The sequence below is a fragment of the Collinsella sp. 4_8_47FAA genome, assembly GCF_000763055.1.
In the GTDB taxonomy this organism is placed as follows: domain Bacteria; phylum Actinomycetota; class Coriobacteriia; order Coriobacteriales; family Coriobacteriaceae; genus Collinsella.
In genome coordinates this window covers 507,891-525,889 of sequence record NZ_KN214134.1, presented here as the reverse complement: position 1 = coordinate 525,889, position 17,999 = coordinate 507,891, and the positions used below count along the sequence as shown (strand labels likewise).

Here is a 17,999-nt window from a genome sequence, read left to right as displayed (position 1 = left end):
TCAAAACGCAATACGGTTTTCGCGGAGTCTTTACTCGCAGAGCGAAAGGGCAGCCTCGTCGGCGACCACGACGCAGTTGGTGTGCAGCTGCAGGATCGAAGCCGGGCACTCGGGCGTAACCGGACCATAGCACATGTCATGCACGGCCTGGGCCTTGGCCTCGCCGTTGGCGACGACCAGGATCATGCGGGCATACATGATGGTCTGGGTACCCATGGTGTAGGCCTGACGGGGCACGTCGTCGATGCTGTCGAACAGGCGGCTGTTGGCCTGAATGGTGCTCTCGGTGAGGTCGACGCAGTGCGTACCCTTGGAGAAGTGGTCATCGGGCTCGTTGAAGCCAATATGACCGTTATTACCAATGCCGAGCAGCTGCAGATCCGGGTAACCGGCGGCCGCGACGATCTTGTCGTACTCGGAGCAGGCAGCGGCGGCGTCGGGGTTGGAGCCATCGGGCACGTGCGTGTTGTTCAGATCGATATTGATGTGATCGAAGAAGTTCTCGCGCATAAAGTAGTGATAGCTCTGGGGATCGTCGTGCGAAAGGCCGCGATACTCGTCCAGGTTGTAGGTGCTGACCTCGGCAAAGTCGATGTCGCCCTTCTCGTACCAAGCAGCGAGCTGCTTGTAGGCACCGATCGGGGTGGAGCCGGTGGCAAGGCCCAGCACGCAATCCGGCTTGAGGATAACCTGGGCCGAGATGATATTAGCGGCCTTGCGGCTCATATCCTCGTAGTCTTTAGCTTTAATGATCTTCATTACGCGTCCTTTCTCGTACAAGAGAGGCAAGGCTCCCCTTACAAGCACTTGCCCGCGGCCCGCGTCGGCCGCAACCAACGTGTGCGGCCACCAGGGCGAGGTCGCGTAATGTATGCGTCTCGTGTCTAGCCGCGTCGAGGCCCCTGCCCGTCCACGGTGACCCAAAGCTGTTTAGCCTCGGACGTTTCCCATCTTGCCACGGAGGGCGTCCTCTTTCAAGGGCGCCCTCCGTAAACGTGATTGAATTGTAGGCTAAAGGCCAAACGGAGCGACTAGCGCTCACGCGCAACGATGAGTTGGTCCATCTCCTCGACATGCTCGCCAACGGAACCCTTGATGCTCGAGAACTCAACGGAGTTACACACCAAGATGGGAACCGTCACATCGTAGCCCTCGGCGGCAATTGCCTCGCGATCGAACTCGATGAGTACATCGCCCTTATGGACGATGTCGCCCACTTGCGCATGTACGGTAAAGTGCTTACCCTCGAGCTGAACAGTGTCCAAACCAACGTGGATGAGCACGTCCAGGCCATCGACCGTGTTAAGCGCAACGGCGTGTCCCGTGGGAAAAATAGCCTCGACCTTCGCGTCAGCCGGCGCGATCACCCGCGTACCCGTGGGCTGAATGGCAACGCCCTGGCCCAAAAGGCCAGTGGCAAACGTCTGATCGTTTACCTCGGAGAGCGGAATGACGTCGCCCGAGATGGGAGCATCCAGCGTAAGGACTCGACCACGCATACCAAAAGACCTTAGGACTTTAGTGAACATGCTCCCCCTCGGACATACCAATCAATCAAAATAACCGTATCAGTTTACCACTTGGCATCCGTTTTTGGCCATTAGGGAAGTTCGCGCTTGACAACCTCGACGATATCGTCAACAACGCGCTGGGTCAGCTCATGCGTCTCCGCCTCGGCCATCACGCGAACCAGCGGCTCGGTACCGCTCGGGCGCACCAAGATGCGGCCGCGACCGTTGAGCTCCTTCTCGGCGGCAGCGACGGCGTCCCAAATGGGCTGGCAATCGTCCAGGCCGGCCTTGTTGTCCGAATGCACGTTGACGAGCACCTGCGGGTACTTCTTCATGATGCCGGCAAGGTCGGTGAGGGTGCGGCCGGTGCGCTTGAGCACGGCCAGCAGCTGTAGAGCCGTCACCAAACCGTCGCCAGTGGTGTTGTGCTCAAGGAAGATGATGTGGCCGGACTGCTCGCCACCGATGACGGCACCGTCCTCGAGCATACGCTCAAGAACATAGCGGTCGCCTACGGCGGTCTGGACCATCTCAAAGCCCTGCTCCTTCATGGCAATGGAGAATCCCAGGTTGCACATGACGGTCGAGACGATCTCGGAGTTGGCAAGCTTGCCGCGAGCAGCAAGGTCGGAGCCGCAGATAGCCAGGATGTAGTCGCCATCGATCTCGTTGCCCTCGCTGTCCACGAACAGCACACGATCGGCGTCGCCGTCGTGGGCCAAGCCGATGTCGGCGTGGGTGCGGAGCACGAGCTCGCGCAGGGGCTCAAGATGGGTGGAGCCACACTCGACGTTGATGTCGGTGCCGCAGTAATCGGTGTTGATGGCATGGACCGTGGCGCCCAGGCGCTGCAGCGCGGCGGGCGTGGTCTGGCAGGAAGCACCGTGACCGCAGTCGACGGCAACGACCAGGCCATCGAGCTTAAGGCCGTCGAGAGTGCTGATAGCGTGATCGACATATGCCTTGCGGGCGTCCTTCATCTTGATGATGTGGCCCACACCAGCTCCGGTCGGCATCGTGTCGGCAGCCATGGCCTCCTCGGACATGACCCAGGCGCTGATCTCTTCCTCAACAGCATCGGGAAGCTTCATGCCCTTGCGGCTAAAGAACTTGATGCCGTTGAACTCCGGCGGATTGTGCGAAGCAGAAATGACGATGCCGCCATCGAGCTCGTTTTGAACGGTGAGCAGCGCCACAGCGGGCGTGGGGATAACGCCGCAGCAGTGCGGGCGGCCGCCCTCGGCCATAATGCCGGCGGTCAGAGCGCTCTCGAGCATGGTGCCCGAAAGGCGCGTGTCACGGCCGATGCAGATGTCCGGACCAAGAAACTTGGTCGCCGCGCGACCCAGGCGAAACGCGAGGTCGCACGAAAGATCGGCGTTGGCGACGCCACGGACGCCATCGGTACCGAAGATGTTCTGGGGCATAGGATCGCTCCTTCCCAAGTGGGCAAAACGAAGCCGCCCACCCTAGTCGAAAAGAAAAGCGGGACCCACCGAGCAATCGGTAGGCCCCGCTTGTACATTGTATCTCGAAAGGAGATAAAACCTTAGCGCTTGGAGAACTGGGGAGCGCGGCGGGCCTTCTTGAGGCCGTACTTCTTGCGCTCGACCACGCGAGCATCGCGCGTAAGGAAACCGGCCTTCTTGAGGTCAGCACGGTAGTCGCCAGCGTTCAGAAGAGCGCGAGCGATGCCCAGGCGCAGAGCGCCGGACTGACCGGAGATGCCGCCGCCATCGCACAGAGCGATAACGTCGAACTGACCGGCGGTGTCGGTCACCTTGAAGGGAGCAAGGGCGTTCTCAACGAGTTGATGACGGCCGAAATACTGCTCGGCGTCACGCTTGTTGATGGTCACCTTGCCGGTGCCGGGGACGAGACGGACGCGGGCGACGGCGTTCTTACGACGGCCGGTACCCTGGTAGACAACGGTGTTCTCAGCCATCTTTAAGCCTCCAGCTCAATCTTCGTGGGGTTCTGGGCAGCGTGCGGATGCTCGGCACCAGCGTAGACCTTAAGCTTGGTCATCTGGGCACGGCCGAGGGTGGTCTTGGGCAGCATGCCGCGAACGGCGCGCTCGATGACCTTCTCCGGGTGCTTCTCCATAGCCTGGCGGAAGCTCTCAGCCTTGAGGCCGCCGTTGTAGCCGCTGTGGCGATAATAGGTCTTCGTGTCGGCCTTGTTACCGGTAAGCTGGACCTTATCGGCGTTGATGACGACAACGAAGTCGCCGCAGTCGCTGTTGGGCGTGAACTGGGGCTTGTTCTTACCGCGCAGGATCATTGCGATCTGGGTGGCAAGACGGCCCAGGACAGCACCATCGGCGTCGACGAGAACCCAGTTGCGCTGGACCTCGCCCTGCTTGGCGTAGTGAGTCGATTTCGAAATCACTTAGACTCCTCCATGTACAGTACGTGTTGTTACAGAGATTCACGGGGCTCTGCAAGTAACCTGTCCATATTACCCCGCTCGTCGCCCGAGTCAACAGGTATTTTGGCTCCGACCAGAGTTTCTGCACATGTCGTCCATGCCAGGTGCCTTCACGAGACAGGGCCCAGAAATCCCTCGGCGTGCGAATGGTTCTCTGGGCCCCTGTCTTTTGTCGCCTTTTGCGGGTCAGTCGTCTTAGCGCTCAACGAACTGCTGTATTTGCGCGAGCAGGCGCTTTGCCTCTTGGCGGCCCTGGATATACAAGTCGAGCAACTTGGCCGGATCGTGTTCGACATGGCCGACCTCGACCGGCTTTTGCGGAGCGACGACCAACGCACGGCCCTCGCGCTCATACTTCCACAGGTGCATGCGCTGGATGTTGTAACGGTCGTGGCGCGTCTCGATGGCCTCGAGCAGATAGGGATAGTCGCCATAGCGCGCACGCGCGGCCGGCATAAACTCGTAGGGCGCCTTTTCGTACGAGCGGTCCTGCGTAAGCACGACGACCGCACGATTGTATCCGGCCTCTTCCAGCACGTGCTCGACAGGCACCGAATCTGCCACACCGCCGTCGACGTACTTGTGACCATCAATCTCGACCGGCGGCGTCACCAGCGGCAACGAGGTCGAGGCGCGCACGCAATCGATATCGAGCATGGCGTTTTTGACGGGCAGGTAGGCAGCGGTGCCAAATAACATGTCCGTCACGACAGCATACATTTCGATGGGGCTCGCGTCGAAGGTCTCGTTATCGAAGGGGTCTAGGCGATCCTGCACGTCGTTGAAAATAAAGTCGTAGCCGACGATGGAGCCCGTGGACGCAAACGATGCGGCACCCATGTAGCGGCTGTCGTTGCAGAAAGCCAGGTTGATGCGGTTGGCACGGCCGATCTGGTGCGACTTGTAGTTCACGCCGTTGAGGGCACCGGCCGATACGCCATATACCGCCGGAATCTCGACACCGGCCTCCATGAGAACGTCGAGCACGCCTGCGGTAAATTGCCCGCGAAAACTACCGCCCTCCAGGACGAGCGCGACCTTGCCAGCATTTTTCGCCTTATCTTCTACAGTCATGATGACCTCCTACCGTTGCGTTTTGGCTTTCTTCTACCCAGTTTTGCGGAGGAGAGCGCGCAGGTTTTGGAGTTGAGAAGGACGGGGCGGTCGGTGGGAAAGCGCGTCCCGGTCTCAGAACTAATTCCGGGTCTCAGTTTCCGCTGAGCCCGCCATCCGGAAAGTGAATCCCATTCCGAGCTTAGATTCCGGGTCGCAGTTTCCGCTAGAGGCGTCATCCGGAAACTACGTCCCGGTCTGAGCGCGGATTCCGGGATGCGCTTTCCGCCTGGGCTGCCATTGGGAAAGCGTGTCCCGGTCTGCGTTGCCAAGGCGCTTTCTCTACGCCCGCGCCCTGCATAGAGTTCTATTCTCCGCGGTACGGGGGGATTCACTGATGTGGGGCACGGCGGGCTGAGATTCGATAAACATCGCATCCATATTGGGCTGATAGTTTGCGCGGAGAATCCGCGTATTTGCTTCGCAAATCCGCACCGGCTTCGGCCGCCTGCCGGCGTCCTCGCCCGCGGGCTAAAAACGCTTACGCGTTTTCTTTACGCCCGCGCCCTGCATAGAGCTCGATTCTCCGCGGTATCTGTAAGTAATAAAAAGGCAGGTAGAGACACTTCTCTACCTGCCTGTTACTTGTGGTGGAGGCGCGGAGAATCGAACTCCGGTCCACGAAAGCCCCCTGATTGGCATCTCCAAGCTCAGTCGCTGGTTTAGTCTCGGACGCTTTGCGCGCAGCGACACGCTCGCGGCATCCCAACCGGTTCGGTCTTAGCCCGCGCCATACCGATTACGTACGCAGGAGCATTCCCCTAACATGACGTCGCGCCGGTGTCGGGGAAATCACCGGGTTGACGCGCCGCTATAAACTAAGCAGCAAGAGCCATAGGCTCAAAAGAAGAGTTGTTGTCAATTCAATTTGACGGTACCCCTGTTTAACGAGGCGAGGAGACCTCGGCTTGCTTCCTCTCTCAGAGCTATCGTGTCGAAACCAGTCGCCCCCGAATGTCGGGAAAGTCTGGATGGTATCGGGCCTGTAAACACCCGATAACCGTCGATTTTTCAAGGAGCACGCGGGGTAAGCCCCGCTCGTGGATAGCTATCTTACCACGTTCTAAAGGCAGACAGCTGTTCTATGCACGAGCTGTGAAGACCCTAATGTGCACCACACTTCGCACTTTTGCCACCGAACGCGTCACGTATATTTTCGCCAAGCAAAATTGACCCGTCGAAAGGACCGTTATGGATACCAAGCAGCAACTCGTCAATGCCCTCGCAGGCCTGGGCTCAACCATTACCGAAGCTATGGATGTCATCGAAGGCTTTGTCCCCTGCGGACATCCCGCCCTCACGGTTTCGAACGCCCTTGTTGCGCTGAACGCCGACGATGATGCAGCTCTCGCCCAGCAGTTTGAGACCGTCGAGGGCTTTATCGACCACGTGAGTGAGAACCGCGGCGTGACCGCCTACCACGGCATCGCGGTCGAGCTCGCTGGTCCCAAAGCCGATCTGTTCGCAGCAATCCGCGAGGTAGGCGCCCTTATGCAGACCGCAGGCGTCAAGAACACCCAGGTCAACGAGTGGGTCTACCGCAGTCTGGCAGCACTCGACAACTCCGACGAAAAGGCAGCCAAGCAGCTCGCAGAAAGTCCCGCCATTAAGGCCGAGCTTTTGTAAATAGCAGACGCGGGCCCCTGGCGCATCGTCGTCCAAGAGGCCCGCAAACAGTTCGCATCAACCGATAGCCGCGCCGCCACGTTCCGCCAAAGCAAGAATTGGCATCATTTGACGAGGTGTCTTTGCTGCAAGATCGGCATGTTCGAGCAGCTTGCGATCGTTAGTTACCAAGTAATCAACCTGCGCGCGCTTGCACGCGGCGAGCACCAAGTTGTCTTCGTAATCGCGATGGAGCGCTAAGTATTTGTCGGCCAGCCAAAGGTCCGACGCATCTGCACCCACGGCCGTGGCGTTTTCGGTCATGTTCCGAACAAACGCCAACGCCGCATCGCCAATTGCACGGGCAGATGCCTCGTCGAGCGCTCCCCCGCTGGCAAGAACGCTACGCTTGAGCTCGTGTTGGACAACGTACAGCACGTCCTTAGCGATATGCACCGGGAAGAACAGCAACGCCCCCGTCTCCGTCGCCTGCCCAATAAACGCACGCGCGGCAAGCGACTCGGCATGGTCGACGCAAAACGAATCAACCCATACATTGGCATCCACCATTATTTTGAGGGGAGCCCCGCTCACAGGATCATCCCCTTTTGGCGATAGCGCTCGTCCATGGCTTCGGAATAGATTGCGTCCCAGTCGCGATCGTCGGATACGGGCGACGCAGCGATGCCCAGGTCCGCGTAAAGCTGATCCACGGCCGCCCATGATGCGGCGAATGGCGTATCGGGCGCGACGGTCTGCTGCCGGTCGTCGACGGCCGCAAGCACTTCCTTGCACTGCCCGCCACCCTGCGCGACCTTGGCCACCACCTTTTTGATGAGCTCGGGCAGTGACCCGCCCGAAAGCCGCAGCGCCTCCTCGGCACGATTCTTGACCTGGCGATCCACGCGAACGTTCACCTGCGCCATGCCGCTAACAGCACCCACGTCGATCCCGCTCCCTTCAATTGCTATCCATGCTAGCATCACTATATAGACAAGCTAGCACATGGTCAAACGCAAAAAGGCCTGCGCCTGGACGGCATCGATGCCGTCCAGGCGCAGGCCAGATAACGTAGACGAACACGTTTGCTAGCGCAGATATGCCTTCGCATTGCTCAGGCTGTAGGCAATCGTCGAGCCGTTGTGCAGCAGCGATGACGCCTGCGGGGTAATCGCGCCGGTAATGCCCAGCGCCAGGAGCGCTGAGTTAGTGAGCATCACCTTAGAATAGGAACTCGTCAGACGATCAACGAGGCCCTGGCTCATGCGGCGCAGACGAACGATCGCGGCCAGATCCGTGTCGGTCAGGATGATGTCGGCGACCTCCTTGGCGATGTCGCTTCCGCCACCCATCGCCAGGCCCACGTCAGCCAAACCGAGTGCCGGAGAATCGTTAACGCCGTCGCCCACCATGGCAACGTGACGGCCCTCGCGCTTGATTTGCTCCACGTAGGCGTACTTGTCCTCAGGCAGCAGCTCGGCCTTAAACTCGTCGACTCCCGCCTCGCGCGCAATGCGCTCGGCCGTGCGCTCGGAGTCGCCCGTGAGCATAACGACATGCCTAACACCCAGCGCATGCAGGTCGGCGATGGCCTCACGGACCCCGGACTTGAGCGGATCCTCGATACCGAGCACGCCCACGACCGTGCCGTCGACCGCCAGGTACAGCGGCGACAAGCCCTGCATCTGGGACTCGATTTGCTCCTTGATGTCGGACTCGAGCTGCGCGCTCTCGTCCTCAAACACAAAGTGTGCCGAGCCGATAATCGCGCGACGCCCTTCGATGGACGAAGCGATGCCGTGCGCCACGATGTACTCGACGGCAGCATGGCGCTCGCGGTGCTCGAGCCCGCGCTCACGTGCCGCATTGACCACGGCGCGTGCCACCGGATGCGGAAAATGCTCCTCCAAGCAAGCGGAAAGGCGCAGGACCTCGTCCTCGCTCCAACCATCGGTGGTGAGCACGCAGGCAAGACGCGGCTGCGCCTCGGTAAGCGTGCCCGTCTTATCAAACACAATGGTGTCGGCCTTGGCAAACGACTCAAAGTACTTCGCACCCTTGACCATGACGCCCATCTTGGCAGCATCGCTCATGGCAGTCATGACGGCGACGGAACCCGTGAGCTTGAGTGCGCACGAGTAGTCGACCATCAGCGCCGCTGAGGTCTTGATGAGGCTGCGGGTGGTAAGCGCAACCAGGCCCGCGAGCAGGAAGTTCCACGGGACGATCTTGTTGGCAAGGTTTTCCATGTGCGACTGGCCCTCGGACTTGAGCGAGTCGGCCGCCTGCACGAGCGAGACGATCGAGCGGAGCTTGGTCTGGGCCGTATTGGCGCGCACGCGCACCAAGATGCTGCCGTCTTCCACGACGGTTCCGGCGAACACGTCGTCGCCCACGCTGCGCTCGACGGCCAGCGGCTCGCCGGTCAGGGTCGCCTGGTTGACCATAGCGCTCCCCTGCTCGACAACACCGTCGATGCAAATGGACATGCCGGTGCGCACGGCGACCAGATCGCCGGGCTCAAGCTCGGTCGCGGCAACACTTACCTCGGTGTCGCCGACGACCTTTTGCGCCTTGTCGGGCACATCGAGCAGCGAGTTGATGAGCTCGTTTTCGCTCATGGCGCGGGTGTAGTCCTCGAGCAGCTCGCCCACGTTGAGCAGGAACATTGTCTGGCCCGCGGTGTCGACATCACGCTTGACGAACGAAATGCCGATGGCCGAAGCGTCGAGCACAGGAACGGTCAGGCGCGGCTGCGCCAGCTCATGAAGGGCAGCGCGCAAAAATGCCATGTAACCGGCCACGACAAACACCGCACGCAGCGGCGTAGGCAGAAACCAGCGGCGCGCGTAGTGGGCGCCGATAAGTGTGGCGAGATCCATGACGAGCTTGTGCTTGCGTGGCTCAAGCTGCATCACGTAACCCGTCTTTGCGTCGGCAATGGCCTGAGCGTCAAGCGCACCGACGGCGGCCAGCACGGCATCGCGGTGCGGCTCGTCGTATTCGAGCGCCATCTGGCCAATGCGGCCGTAGACGCGCACCTTGCGCACGCCGTCGATGTCGCCGCTGAGCTTTAAAAGCGCATCGAGATCGCTCTCTGGCACAGGACCCGCCAACTGGAGGCGGGTCCTGCCGGGGATCTCGCTGATAATCGAGAATCTCATAGTTTGTGCCTGGGAGCGCTACTCGGCTGCGTTGTCCGCGGCGGCCTCGCTCTGGGTGATGTAAGCAGCCTCGGCAACCATGTCGTCGACATTAGCCTTGGCCTGCTCGACCATGTCCTGGTAGCCGTTCTTGATGCGCATGCCGCACGCGATACCCTGCACGCAGGCGTTCTTTACCGGAGCGCTGGTGAGCAGCTTGATGCCAGCCGTACCGAGCAGAAAACCGCCACCAACAAGCAGGGTGTTGAACGTGGACTTCTTCATGATGTCTCTCCCTTTTGCCGCATTGGACGCGGCACAGTGCCTCAGCACCCGAGTAAACAAGTTTACTCGAGCACACTTTTAGAAAATAGTTTAGTTTATCTAACTATTAAGTTCAACAAAGGTTAACTTTTTGGAAATCTTGAGGCACGGAACAGCCGACTTCTGGCGATCCGTCTGCCGCAACGTACATCTCCGGCATCCATGAAAGGCTCTCCCCCGACCCGACGAATCGAGGTCTAATACTTTTCCGCGAAGTGAACGAGCAAAATCGGACCCCCGAAACATCTGCATTTTTCGCCAGCAAAACCGCAGGAAAAACTCGACAAATCCGCAGGAAACAGAGCCCAAAAAGTGTCGATGCTACAGGGGTCCAAATAAGGTCGTTCACTTCTCGGGAAAAGTATTAACCTTCGATTTCCACAGCTCCGAAAAAATGTGACAAAGGGACAGTCTCTTTGTCACCCGCACAAAAATGGGCACGCCAACGGCGCGCCCATTCACTCTATTCAATTCAGCTTACCTGACCCGAACGGCCGAGTCGTCACGGAACCGAGGGGCCGGGCGCGGGGCCTTGCCTCTCAATGAGTTCCGCACGAACAGGAGGCGCCAGTGGCGCCTCCGTCGTGAGTCAGGACTGTCCGAAATTGAGAGGCAAGGCCCTGCGCCCGGCCCCTCGGTTCCCGCTTACGAGAGCGACGTTCTCAGCAACTCGTTGAAGAGCTTCGGGTTGCCCTTGCCGCGGCTCGCCTTCATGCACTGACCCACCAAAAAGCCGATGACCTTCTGGTTGCCGTCACGATACTGCTGAGCCTGATCGGCACAGTTTGCCAGCACCTCGTCCACGATCGGCTGCAGCGCGCCGGCATCGCTCACCTGACGCATGCCGCGCTTGTCGACAATCTTGTTGGGATCGTCGCCGGTCTGAGCCATGGCCTCAAAGACCTCGTGCGCTTGATTGGAGCTGATGGCATCGGTCGCCAGCAGCTTGGCGAGTGCCGCCACCTGAGCCGGCGCGATGCCGGACTCGGTCAGCGAGACGCCCGCGCCCTTAAGGTAGGCGATCATCTCGTTCACCAGCAGGTTTGCGACCGTCTGGGCCTCCTTGCCAGCCATGCCGGCAGCGGCAGCCTCAAAGAACTCGGCAAACTCGGGGTCGCCGGCAATCTGCTCGGCGTCGGCCGCCTTAATGCCAAAGTCGGTCTCAAAACGGGCGCGCTTGGCATCGGGCAGCTCGGGAATCTCGCCACGGCAGCGGTCGATGAACTCGTCGTCCAGGTCGAACGGCGCTAGGTCGGGATCGGGGAACAGGCGGTAGTCGTCTGCCGTTTCCTTCACACGCATGACCACGGTGCGCTTGCGGCTGGGCTCCCAGTGACGGGTCTCCTGGTAGATGATGCCGCCCTCCTCGAGCACCTCGGCCTGGCGGCAAATCTCGTAGGCAAGGCCGTCATGCAGGCTCTTAAACGAGTTGAGGTTCTTAAGCTCGGTCTTGGTGCCCAGTTTGGTCTCGCCGCGGCGGCGCAGCGACACGTTGCCGTCGCAGCGCATGGAACCCTTCTCCATGGAGCAGTCCGAAATGCCCAGCGTCACAAAAATGCGACGGAGCTTCTCCATAAACAGGCGAGCCTCCTCGGGCGTACGCAGGTCGGGCTCAGTCACGAGCTCAATCAAAGGCGTGCCGCAGCGGTTGTAGTCGACGAGCGACTCGGCCGCGGCGGTAATGCGGCCCTCGGCGCCGCCCACGTGCACCATCTTGGCGGCGTCCTCCTCCATATGGATGCGCAGGATGCGAATGGGCACCGTGTAGGAACCGTCCTCGCGGCGCTCGGGCATCTGCAGGTTGGACGCATCATAGCTGGCCAGGTGGCCGGCACGCTGGTTGCCCTCGCGCATGGTCGACGTCATGGATGTGGACAGGCCCTCGGCGTTGGCCGAGGCGCTCGCCAGGCTCTGGGCCTCGGCCTCACCAAACGCGCAGTCGGGGCGCTCGGCGGCACCGCGACCGGTCACGTCCAGATCCAGGTGACCGTACATGGAAAAGGCGACCGGACCCTGCGTGGTCTGGAAGTTCTTGGCCATATCGGGATAGAAGTAGTGCTTGCGGTAGAACATCGAGTGGCGCTGGATCTCGCAGTTGGTGGCGAGACCGGCCTTGACGATGCTCTCGATGGCGCGCTTGTTGGGCACCGGCAGGGCGCCGGGCAGGCCCAGGCACACCGGGCACACGTTGGCGTTGGGCTCGTCATCGTGGCTGAGCTTGCAGTTGCAAAACATCTTAGTATCGAGTGCGGTGAGCTCGGTATGGATCTCCAGGCCGATCACGGCCTCCCAATCCTGCAGGACCTCGGAAAGCTCCTTCATTACAGCTCGCCTCCCTTCCCGGCAAAATCGGGCGCGACGGAAAGCGCGGGCGCACCCGTGGCGGCATCGGCAAAGCCGCGCTCCAGGGCGCGGGCAAACGTGAGCAGCTGACGGTCCTTAAAGGCCGGACCCACCAGCTGGGCAGAAACGGGCAGCTGAGTATCCTCGCCCAGGCCCAGCGGCACCGAGATACCACCGTTGCCGCAAATGTTGAGCGAGATGGTGTACAGGTCGGAGAGGTACATCTGCGTGGGGTCGCTGATCTCGCCAAACTTAAAAGCCGTGCGCGGCGAGGCGGGCATGAGGATGGTGTCCACCTTGGCATACGCGGCGTCGTAGTCCTGCGTGATGAGCGTGCGGGCCTTTTGCGCAGCGTAGTAGTACTTGTCGTACACGCCCGAGCTCAGCAGGTAGGCGCCGAGCATCTGACGGCGCTTGGCCTCGGCGCCAAAGCCGTGGGCGCGCGAAAGCGAGCTCTGGTCGGACAGGTTGGCGCAGCCCTCCTCCTGGTAGCCGCAGCGAATGCCGTCGAAGCGGGCCAGGTTGGAGAACGCCTCGGCCGGGCCGATGACGTAGTAGGCGGCGATAGCGGCGTCCAGGTGCGGCAGGTCGACCTCGACCAGCTCGGCGCCCTGGTTCTGCAGCTCCTGGGCGGCGCGCTGAACAGCAGCCTTGACCTCGGGCGTCAGACCATCGGCCTCCATAAACGCGGGGATGATGCCCACGCGCTTGCCCTCGATGCTGTCGTTGAGATGCTCGGTAAAGTCGACGGCGCAATCCTGGCTGGTGCAGTCGTACGGATCGTGGCCCGCGCCGGTAAGCGCATTCATGGCCAGCGCGACATCCTCGACCGTGCGGCCAAAGGGGCCCACCTGGTCGAGCGACGAGCCAAAGGCGACCACGCCGTAACGGCTCACGGCACCATACGTGGGCTTAAAGCCCACCACGCCGCACAGCGACGCCGGCTGGCGAATGGAGCCGCCGGTGTCCGAGCCCAGCGAGAGCGCGACCTCGCCCGCGGCGACGGCGGCAGCGGAGCCGCCCGAGGAGCCGCCGGGCACGCGCTCGGTATCCCAGGGGTTGTTGGTGCGGTGGAACGCCGAACTCTCGGTGGAGCTGCCAAAGGCAAACTCGTCCATGTTGGCCTTGCCCATGGGCAGGCAGCCGGCATCGAGCATGCGCTGGACGCAGGTGGCGGTGTAGACGCTCTGGTAGTTCTCGAGCATGCGGGAAGCGCAGGTGGTGCGCGTGCCCACGAGGTTCATGTTGTCCTTAATGGCCAGCGGCACGCCCGCGAGCGGGGGCAGCGGCTTGCCTGCGGCACGGTCGGCATCCACGCGCGCAGCGGCCTCGAGCGCAAGCTCGGGCGCCACCTGCAGGAATGCCTGGACCCCGCCCTCGCGCGCCTCGATGGCGGCAAGGGAAGCCTGGGCCACCTCGGTAGCGGTAAAGTCGCCGGCAACAACGCCCGCGGCGATCCGGGCGGCGGTAAGGGAATCGAAGCTCTGCGCCATTACTCGCTCTCCCCCTCTCCCAAAATGGACGGCACGCGGAAGTAGCGGTCGCGCGCGCTGCCGGCGTTTTCGAGCGCGACGTCGAGCGGCAGGTCGCGCTCGGGCTCGCGCAGGTCATCGCCCATCACGTTGGACAGGCTTCCGATGGGATGGAACGTGGGCTCCACGTCGGGCAAGTCATATTGCAAGACGGGCTCGAGCATCTGGACGGCGTCGTTCATGTAGGACGTCATCTGGGCGAGCTCGTCATCGGTCAGTGCGATCTTTGCGTACTCGGCGATGCCGCGCACGTCTTTCTCGCTGAGTGCCATAGGCGCTCCCTTCCGCATAACAGATAAACCGCTCTAGTATACAAGGCAACGCCGGCTTGGAGCAGGCGCTTTACCCAAATGCAGCGAAAACGTAACGAGGACGGCGGTCTGGCAGGCGGCGGGCTGGCAGTTCTGCAGCGAAACCGCACCGTCCATAGCGAAAACCGCGTCGCCCACAACGAGAAGCATCCCGCCCACAACGAAAACCATCACAACATTCGACGTTTTTCGCCATAATCGAGATTTTCATCGAATGTTGTGATGGCTTGGAAGCCCCCGACCACCCCAAAGGTGCCTGTCCCCATTGTGGTGGTTCTGGACGATGTCTTATGCCGAGGCCTTGGCCTTGCGGCGCTTACGGACCGCGTGGATCACGATGTCCAGCAGTAACAGCACAATGGCCACGACCACAATGAGCACGGCAAACTCGCGCTTGCCCCAGTGGCGGCCGGCCAGCGACTTTTGCTTGTCGACGTCCTTCTTGTTGTACTTGGTGCGCACGCAATGCACCAGCAGGCGATGGTCGTTCACGCCGTAGGGCGTGCAGGTGACGAGCGTCACCTTGTCGGCACCGGGCTCGATGGTCAGCGACTCCATCTCCTCGGGCAGCACCACCTCGGAGTCCACCATCTTGTAGGCGAGCGTCTTGTTCATGGTGTGCAGCAGTACCAGGTCGCCGGGCTCCAGCGAGTGGATGTCATCGAACATGCTCAGGTTACGCATGCCCGAGTGCGCGGTGAGCACGCAATGCGTCGAGGTGCCGCCCACCGGCAGGCTCGTGCCCTCCAGGTGGCCGACGCCCGCCATAAGGACTTCTTCGCTCGTACCGTGGTAGATGGGCATGCTCACGTCGATGGAGGGGATCTCGACCCAGCTCATCATGGGGTCGCGGTCAAAGATGAGTTGCTGGGCGTAGGGCTCAATCTGGTCGGCAGGGAGCTCGGTGGCCTCGCCCGCCAGCTGCTCGTTAAAGGAGCGCGCCTGGAGCAGGATGCGCTCGCGCTCCTCGGCAGATAGCGCGTCCACGGTGCTGGACACGGTGCTGATCTGGTTGAACACGCCCGAGGCCTCGAGCCGGTCCAAGATCCACGGCCAGGTCATAAGGCCCACGCCAATAAGGATAATGACGATGGTGATGAGCCGGTCGGCCCAGCGCGGCAGCCGCTTGCGGCGGCGCTTGGACTTGGGCTTGGACTGAGGTTTGGGCTGAGGGCTTGAGCCGCCGTTGTCCGCGGCGTTATTGCTCTTCATATGTTTGGCGCCCTGCACCATCGCCGGTCACTCCTCTACAGCTCAGGTTGTCTAAACAAATAATAGCCGATTAGCGAGCTTCCGCGCCGGACAACGCAGCTAGACTGCACCGTCCAGTCGAGGATAAGCCAGCATTTGAGTTTTCAAAATGTCCCGAATCGACTGGGCGATTCGGGATACAATGTCAATAGAAAACGACGCACCCCGCGTAAATGTACGAGAGCGCGGGCGGCCTAGTTTTCTGGTTTTGTTAAATGCCCGGGCTCCGAACCCCGGGCATTCTTGTTTGCGCTTGCGACGCAAATGCCGTCCACCGTCCGCACCGCGCGTGCGCCTACGGACCTTAAGCCGAACCTCATACGAGTCAAGAAACGCGATGACGAACGTGCCCACCGCCGCGAGGGCGGCGAGCGCGTTAAGGAATTTCAGCATTTGGGGACCTCCGATTGAGTCGTCGGCCGCCCGCGCACGGGATGCGTCGCAAGGGTATTTTACTGCGAGTGCATGCACCCACGGCTGGTAAACGCAATAATTGCAAACATCTGTTCGATATTCATACGCTCGATCCATCGGGCAATGGAGCCTGGCTGCGCTACCAAAAAACGGGGCAGACTCCAGTGCGGAGTCTGCCCCGAAAAGAGAATGGCAAAGCAAGAACGTGGATGGACGAGAAAAGTGTCCGCAAGTCTCATGGCCAACACATCCCACCTGCCAAAGGGATGGGTGAGCGAGCGTTACTCCTGCTCGGACTCCTCAGCCTGCTTACGGCTGCGGATGAGGTGCGCCACGCCGATGCACAGCACCGCGCCACCAGCGATCCAAGTGAAGGTCACGCCGTTAAGACCGGTGAGCGGGAGGCCAGAGCCCTTCTTGTTCTGGATGGTGACTGGGATCTTGGTCGTGGTCACGCTTTTCTCAGTCTTAGCAGTTGCCATATTGGAGCTGGACTCCACCTTAAGATTCGTCAGTGCACCAGTCGCATCATACGTAGGCGTCACCGTAATGGTAAATGGATCGATGGTGTTGTAACCTGCAGGCGTCTCGCTCTCGGTGATCTCGTATGTGCCCTCAACAAGACCGGGAATAAATACCTTGCCATCAGTATTAGTCGTAAACACTCCGGCATGGCCTGCGTCGTCGACGAGCCCACCTTCCCGCGTCAGCCATTTTCCGCCATTGGGAATTTCGGTGTCCCCCTCCTTGGTCACTTTGACCTTAAAGCTGGCAACGAGCTTCTTGTCCGTATTATCTGAGTCGGCCTTAGTGACATCGAGACCAAAGACGTAGTCAGTGACTTCATCCGACTCGGAAGTGCCAGTGCCGGTAGACATGGGATCGTTGGAATAGACGAGCTTGACCTCATTGGTGGCGCCGTCGGCCTTGTATTCGACTTGACTGTTGAGCTTAGCCTTGTAGGTTACGACCACGCTGGAATTAGCATCGACTTTAATCGCTGCGCCAGTTTTATCCTTCACAGACTTAAGGTTGCTAAAAGTAATGGTGAGATTTTCCTTCTTATTGGCGTTGTCTTGCCCTAAAGCCACCTTATATCCATTATTAGCATCTTGCACGACCTCGGTCTGCTTGCCCTTGTTGTCAATATAAACGTGGAGATCCTTCGCTGCGTCATTGGAGTCCTTCACAACCTCAAGACCCTTGCTCAACGTGTCCTGAAATACATACTCATACTTATTGAACGTAGCGATGTTACTGGCAACGTGGCCAGTCAGTTTATATTCGACCTCCTCGCCAATATACGAGTCGCTTACCTTTCCCCAGTTCGCGCCCTCGAGCACCCGCTTCTCGACGGTTGGAATGCTGGTCTTCTCGGTAACGGTCACGCCTTTACCACCAACAACAGCAAAGATCGGCGAAGTGCCAGTATTCTTCTCTGGCTTCTCTTCGGTGCCCAAGGTACTTTTATCAGTCACAAAAAGATAGTAGCCTTGCAGAGCATTGCCCTTGTTGTCCTTGGGCTCAAAAACAGTGTCAGAGGCAAAGGATGTCGCCGTTTGACCTACGCTTCCTTCAACTGCCTTTGCCAATCCGTTAAACAAATTGTTGTTCTCGATAGCGGTCGTCTTGCCAGTACCCTCCGTATGGTCGGTCAGATATTTGGCGGCGGCCTGCGCTGTAGAGTTTTCGTCAATACCAGAGTTGGGCACGGTTTTAAGATATCCAAGGACGGCGCTCCTCGCTTCACCGCTCGCCCAATCAATGTTCGAGACGACCTTGTTGTCGTCTTCATCCACGACATTTGCCTTGAAAATCTGGTATGCCTTGTACTTCACATCGCCATTCGCATTGTTCTTATTGATGGTGATGCTGTTATTCGGAGCCGCCGCGCCCTCAGCAAACGCCATGGTCACCGGGGCCATCACGCCGCCGAAGCTCAGCGCTGCCGTGAGGCCGGCGGTTACTGCCAGGCGTGCGATGTTCTTGCTCATGCTCATCTTCTTTTCCTCTGCTTTCTGC

Annotated in this window: 16 protein-coding genes and 1 other RNA gene; 1 reads left to right on the top strand and 16 read right to left on the bottom strand. The window is 60.2% G+C overall.

Annotation, left to right across the window (positions count from 1 at the left end; genetic code table 11):
- Window positions 1-30: 30 nt before the first annotated feature.
- The 7 genes from nagB to ssrA all read right to left on the bottom strand — a co-directional run bounded on the left by nagB (window position 31) and on the right by ssrA (window position 6,006).
- Window positions 31-759 (bottom strand): glucosamine-6-phosphate deaminase, encoded by a 729-nt coding sequence (gene nagB / locus HMPREF9463_RS02400; RefSeq protein ID WP_035136903.1) that lies wholly within the window; start codon window positions 757-759, stop codon window positions 31-33.
- 272 nt (window positions 760-1,031) lie between these two features.
- The gene (locus HMPREF9463_RS02395) at window positions 1,032-1,499 is read right to left on the bottom strand and encodes a PTS sugar transporter subunit IIA (protein WP_320676340.1); all 468 of its coding nucleotides are present in this window, start codon (window positions 1,497-1,499) and stop codon (window positions 1,032-1,034) included.
- Between the two features lie 101 nt (window positions 1,500-1,600).
- On the bottom strand, window positions 1,601-2,938 hold the full coding sequence (gene glmM, locus HMPREF9463_RS02390) for a phosphoglucosamine mutase (protein ID WP_035136901.1): 1,338 nt from the start codon (window positions 2,936-2,938) through the stop codon (window positions 1,601-1,603).
- Between the two features lie 122 nt (window positions 2,939-3,060).
- Window positions 3,061-3,456: a 30S ribosomal protein S9 gene (rpsI, locus tag HMPREF9463_RS02385; protein WP_022094634.1), complete on the bottom strand. Its 396-nt coding sequence runs from the start codon at window positions 3,454-3,456 to the stop codon at window positions 3,061-3,063.
- A gap of 2 nt (window positions 3,457-3,458) precedes the next feature.
- Entirely contained in the window at window positions 3,459-3,902 is a 444-nt protein-coding gene (gene rplM, locus HMPREF9463_RS02380; protein ID WP_022094635.1) for a 50S ribosomal protein L13, read from the bottom strand.
- A 234-nt stretch (window positions 3,903-4,136) separates the two neighbouring features.
- A complete protein-coding gene (locus HMPREF9463_RS02375) occupies window positions 4,137-5,015 on the bottom strand; it encodes a patatin-like phospholipase family protein (protein WP_035136900.1) in 879 nt (292 codons plus the stop codon).
- 627 nt (window positions 5,016-5,642) lie between these two features.
- Window positions 5,643-6,006: a transfer-messenger RNA gene (gene ssrA, locus HMPREF9463_RS10645) on the bottom strand.
- Window positions 6,007-6,245: 239 nt separating this feature from the next.
- Between ssrA and HMPREF9463_RS02370 the strand changes: the two genes are divergently transcribed.
- Window positions 6,246-6,680 (top strand): hypothetical protein, encoded by a 435-nt coding sequence (locus HMPREF9463_RS02370; RefSeq protein WP_035136899.1) that lies wholly within the window; start codon window positions 6,246-6,248, stop codon window positions 6,678-6,680.
- A 57-nt stretch (window positions 6,681-6,737) separates the two neighbouring features.
- Here HMPREF9463_RS02370 and HMPREF9463_RS02365 read toward each other — a convergent pair whose 3' ends face one another.
- The 9 genes from HMPREF9463_RS02365 to HMPREF9463_RS02320 form a co-directional block, all read right to left on the bottom strand.
- Entirely contained in the window at window positions 6,738-7,253 is a 516-nt protein-coding gene (locus HMPREF9463_RS02365; protein ID WP_198019896.1) for a type II toxin-antitoxin system VapC family toxin, read from the bottom strand.
- Window positions 7,250-7,603: a hypothetical protein gene (locus tag HMPREF9463_RS11050; RefSeq protein ID WP_198019895.1), complete on the bottom strand. Its 354-nt coding sequence runs from the start codon at window positions 7,601-7,603 to the stop codon at window positions 7,250-7,252. Before HMPREF9463_RS11050 ends, HMPREF9463_RS02365 begins: the two co-directional genes overlap by 4 nt.
- A gap of 144 nt (window positions 7,604-7,747) precedes the next feature.
- On the bottom strand, window positions 7,748-9,763 hold the full coding sequence (locus HMPREF9463_RS02355; RefSeq protein WP_232219729.1) for a heavy metal translocating P-type ATPase: 2,016 nt from the start codon (window positions 9,761-9,763) through the stop codon (window positions 7,748-7,750).
- Window positions 9,764-9,841: 78 nt separating this feature from the next.
- Window positions 9,842-10,087, bottom strand: coding sequence for a DUF6110 family protein (locus HMPREF9463_RS02350; protein ID WP_035136895.1), 246 nt, complete (start codon window positions 10,085-10,087; stop codon window positions 9,842-9,844).
- A 684-nt stretch (window positions 10,088-10,771) separates the two neighbouring features.
- On the bottom strand, window positions 10,772-12,448 hold the full coding sequence (gene gatB, locus HMPREF9463_RS02345) for an Asp-tRNA(Asn)/Glu-tRNA(Gln) amidotransferase subunit GatB (protein WP_035136894.1): 1,677 nt from the start codon (window positions 12,446-12,448) through the stop codon (window positions 10,772-10,774).
- On the bottom strand, window positions 12,448-13,962 hold the full coding sequence (gatA, locus tag HMPREF9463_RS02340; protein WP_035136892.1) for an Asp-tRNA(Asn)/Glu-tRNA(Gln) amidotransferase subunit GatA: 1,515 nt from the start codon (window positions 13,960-13,962) through the stop codon (window positions 12,448-12,450). The genes gatB and gatA overlap by 1 nt, the downstream gene beginning before the upstream one ends.
- Window positions 13,962-14,273, bottom strand: coding sequence for an Asp-tRNA(Asn)/Glu-tRNA(Gln) amidotransferase subunit GatC (gene gatC / locus HMPREF9463_RS02335; protein WP_035136890.1), 312 nt, complete (start codon window positions 14,271-14,273; stop codon window positions 13,962-13,964). Before gatC ends, gatA begins: the two co-directional genes overlap by 1 nt.
- Before the next feature lie 327 nt (window positions 14,274-14,600).
- Window positions 14,601-15,524 carry a class C sortase gene (locus tag HMPREF9463_RS02330; protein WP_198019894.1) on the bottom strand — a complete coding sequence of 308 codons (924 nt, stop codon included), beginning with the start codon at window positions 15,522-15,524 and terminating at the stop codon, window positions 14,601-14,603.
- Between the two features lie 734 nt (window positions 15,525-16,258).
- Complete coding sequence (locus tag HMPREF9463_RS02320) at window positions 16,259-17,971, bottom strand: isopeptide-forming domain-containing fimbrial protein (RefSeq protein ID WP_198019893.1); 1,713 nt, start codon at window positions 17,969-17,971, stop codon at window positions 16,259-16,261.
- Between the last annotated feature and the right edge of the window lie 28 nt (window positions 17,972-17,999).

Coding starts and splice junctions, on each gene's coding strand:
- nagB (WP_035136903.1), bottom strand. CDS start 759: ATGAAGATCATTAAAGCTAAAGACTACGAGGATATGAGCCGCAAGGCC.
- HMPREF9463_RS02395 (WP_320676340.1), bottom strand. CDS start 1,499: ATGCGTGGTCGAGTCCTTACGCTGGATGCTCCCATCTCGGGCGACGTC.
- glmM (WP_035136901.1), bottom strand. CDS start 2,938: ATGCCCCAGAACATCTTCGGTACCGATGGCGTCCGTGGCGTCGCCAAC.
- rpsI (WP_022094634.1), bottom strand. CDS start 3,456: ATGGCTGAGAACACCGTTGTCTACCAGGGTACCGGCCGTCGTAAGAAC.
- HMPREF9463_RS02375 (WP_035136900.1), bottom strand. CDS start 5,015: ATGACTGTAGAAGATAAGGCGAAAAATGCTGGCAAGGTCGCGCTCGTC.
- HMPREF9463_RS02370 (WP_035136899.1), top strand. CDS start 6,246: ATGGATACCAAGCAGCAACTCGTCAATGCCCTCGCAGGCCTGGGCTCA.
- HMPREF9463_RS02350 (WP_035136895.1), bottom strand. CDS start 10,087: ATGAAGAAGTCCACGTTCAACACCCTGCTTGTTGGTGGCGGTTTTCTG.
- gatB (WP_035136894.1), bottom strand. CDS start 12,448: ATGAAGGAGCTTTCCGAGGTCCTGCAGGATTGGGAGGCCGTGATCGGC.
- gatA (WP_035136892.1), bottom strand. CDS start 13,962: ATGGCGCAGAGCTTCGATTCCCTTACCGCCGCCCGGATCGCCGCGGGC.
- gatC (WP_035136890.1), bottom strand. CDS start 14,273: ATGGCACTCAGCGAGAAAGACGTGCGCGGCATCGCCGAGTACGCAAAG.
- HMPREF9463_RS02330 (WP_198019894.1), bottom strand. CDS start 15,524: ATGAAGAGCAATAACGCCGCGGACAACGGCGGCTCAAGCCCTCAGCCC.
- HMPREF9463_RS02320 (WP_198019893.1), bottom strand. CDS start 17,971: ATGAGCAAGAACATCGCACGCCTGGCAGTAACCGCCGGCCTCACGGCA.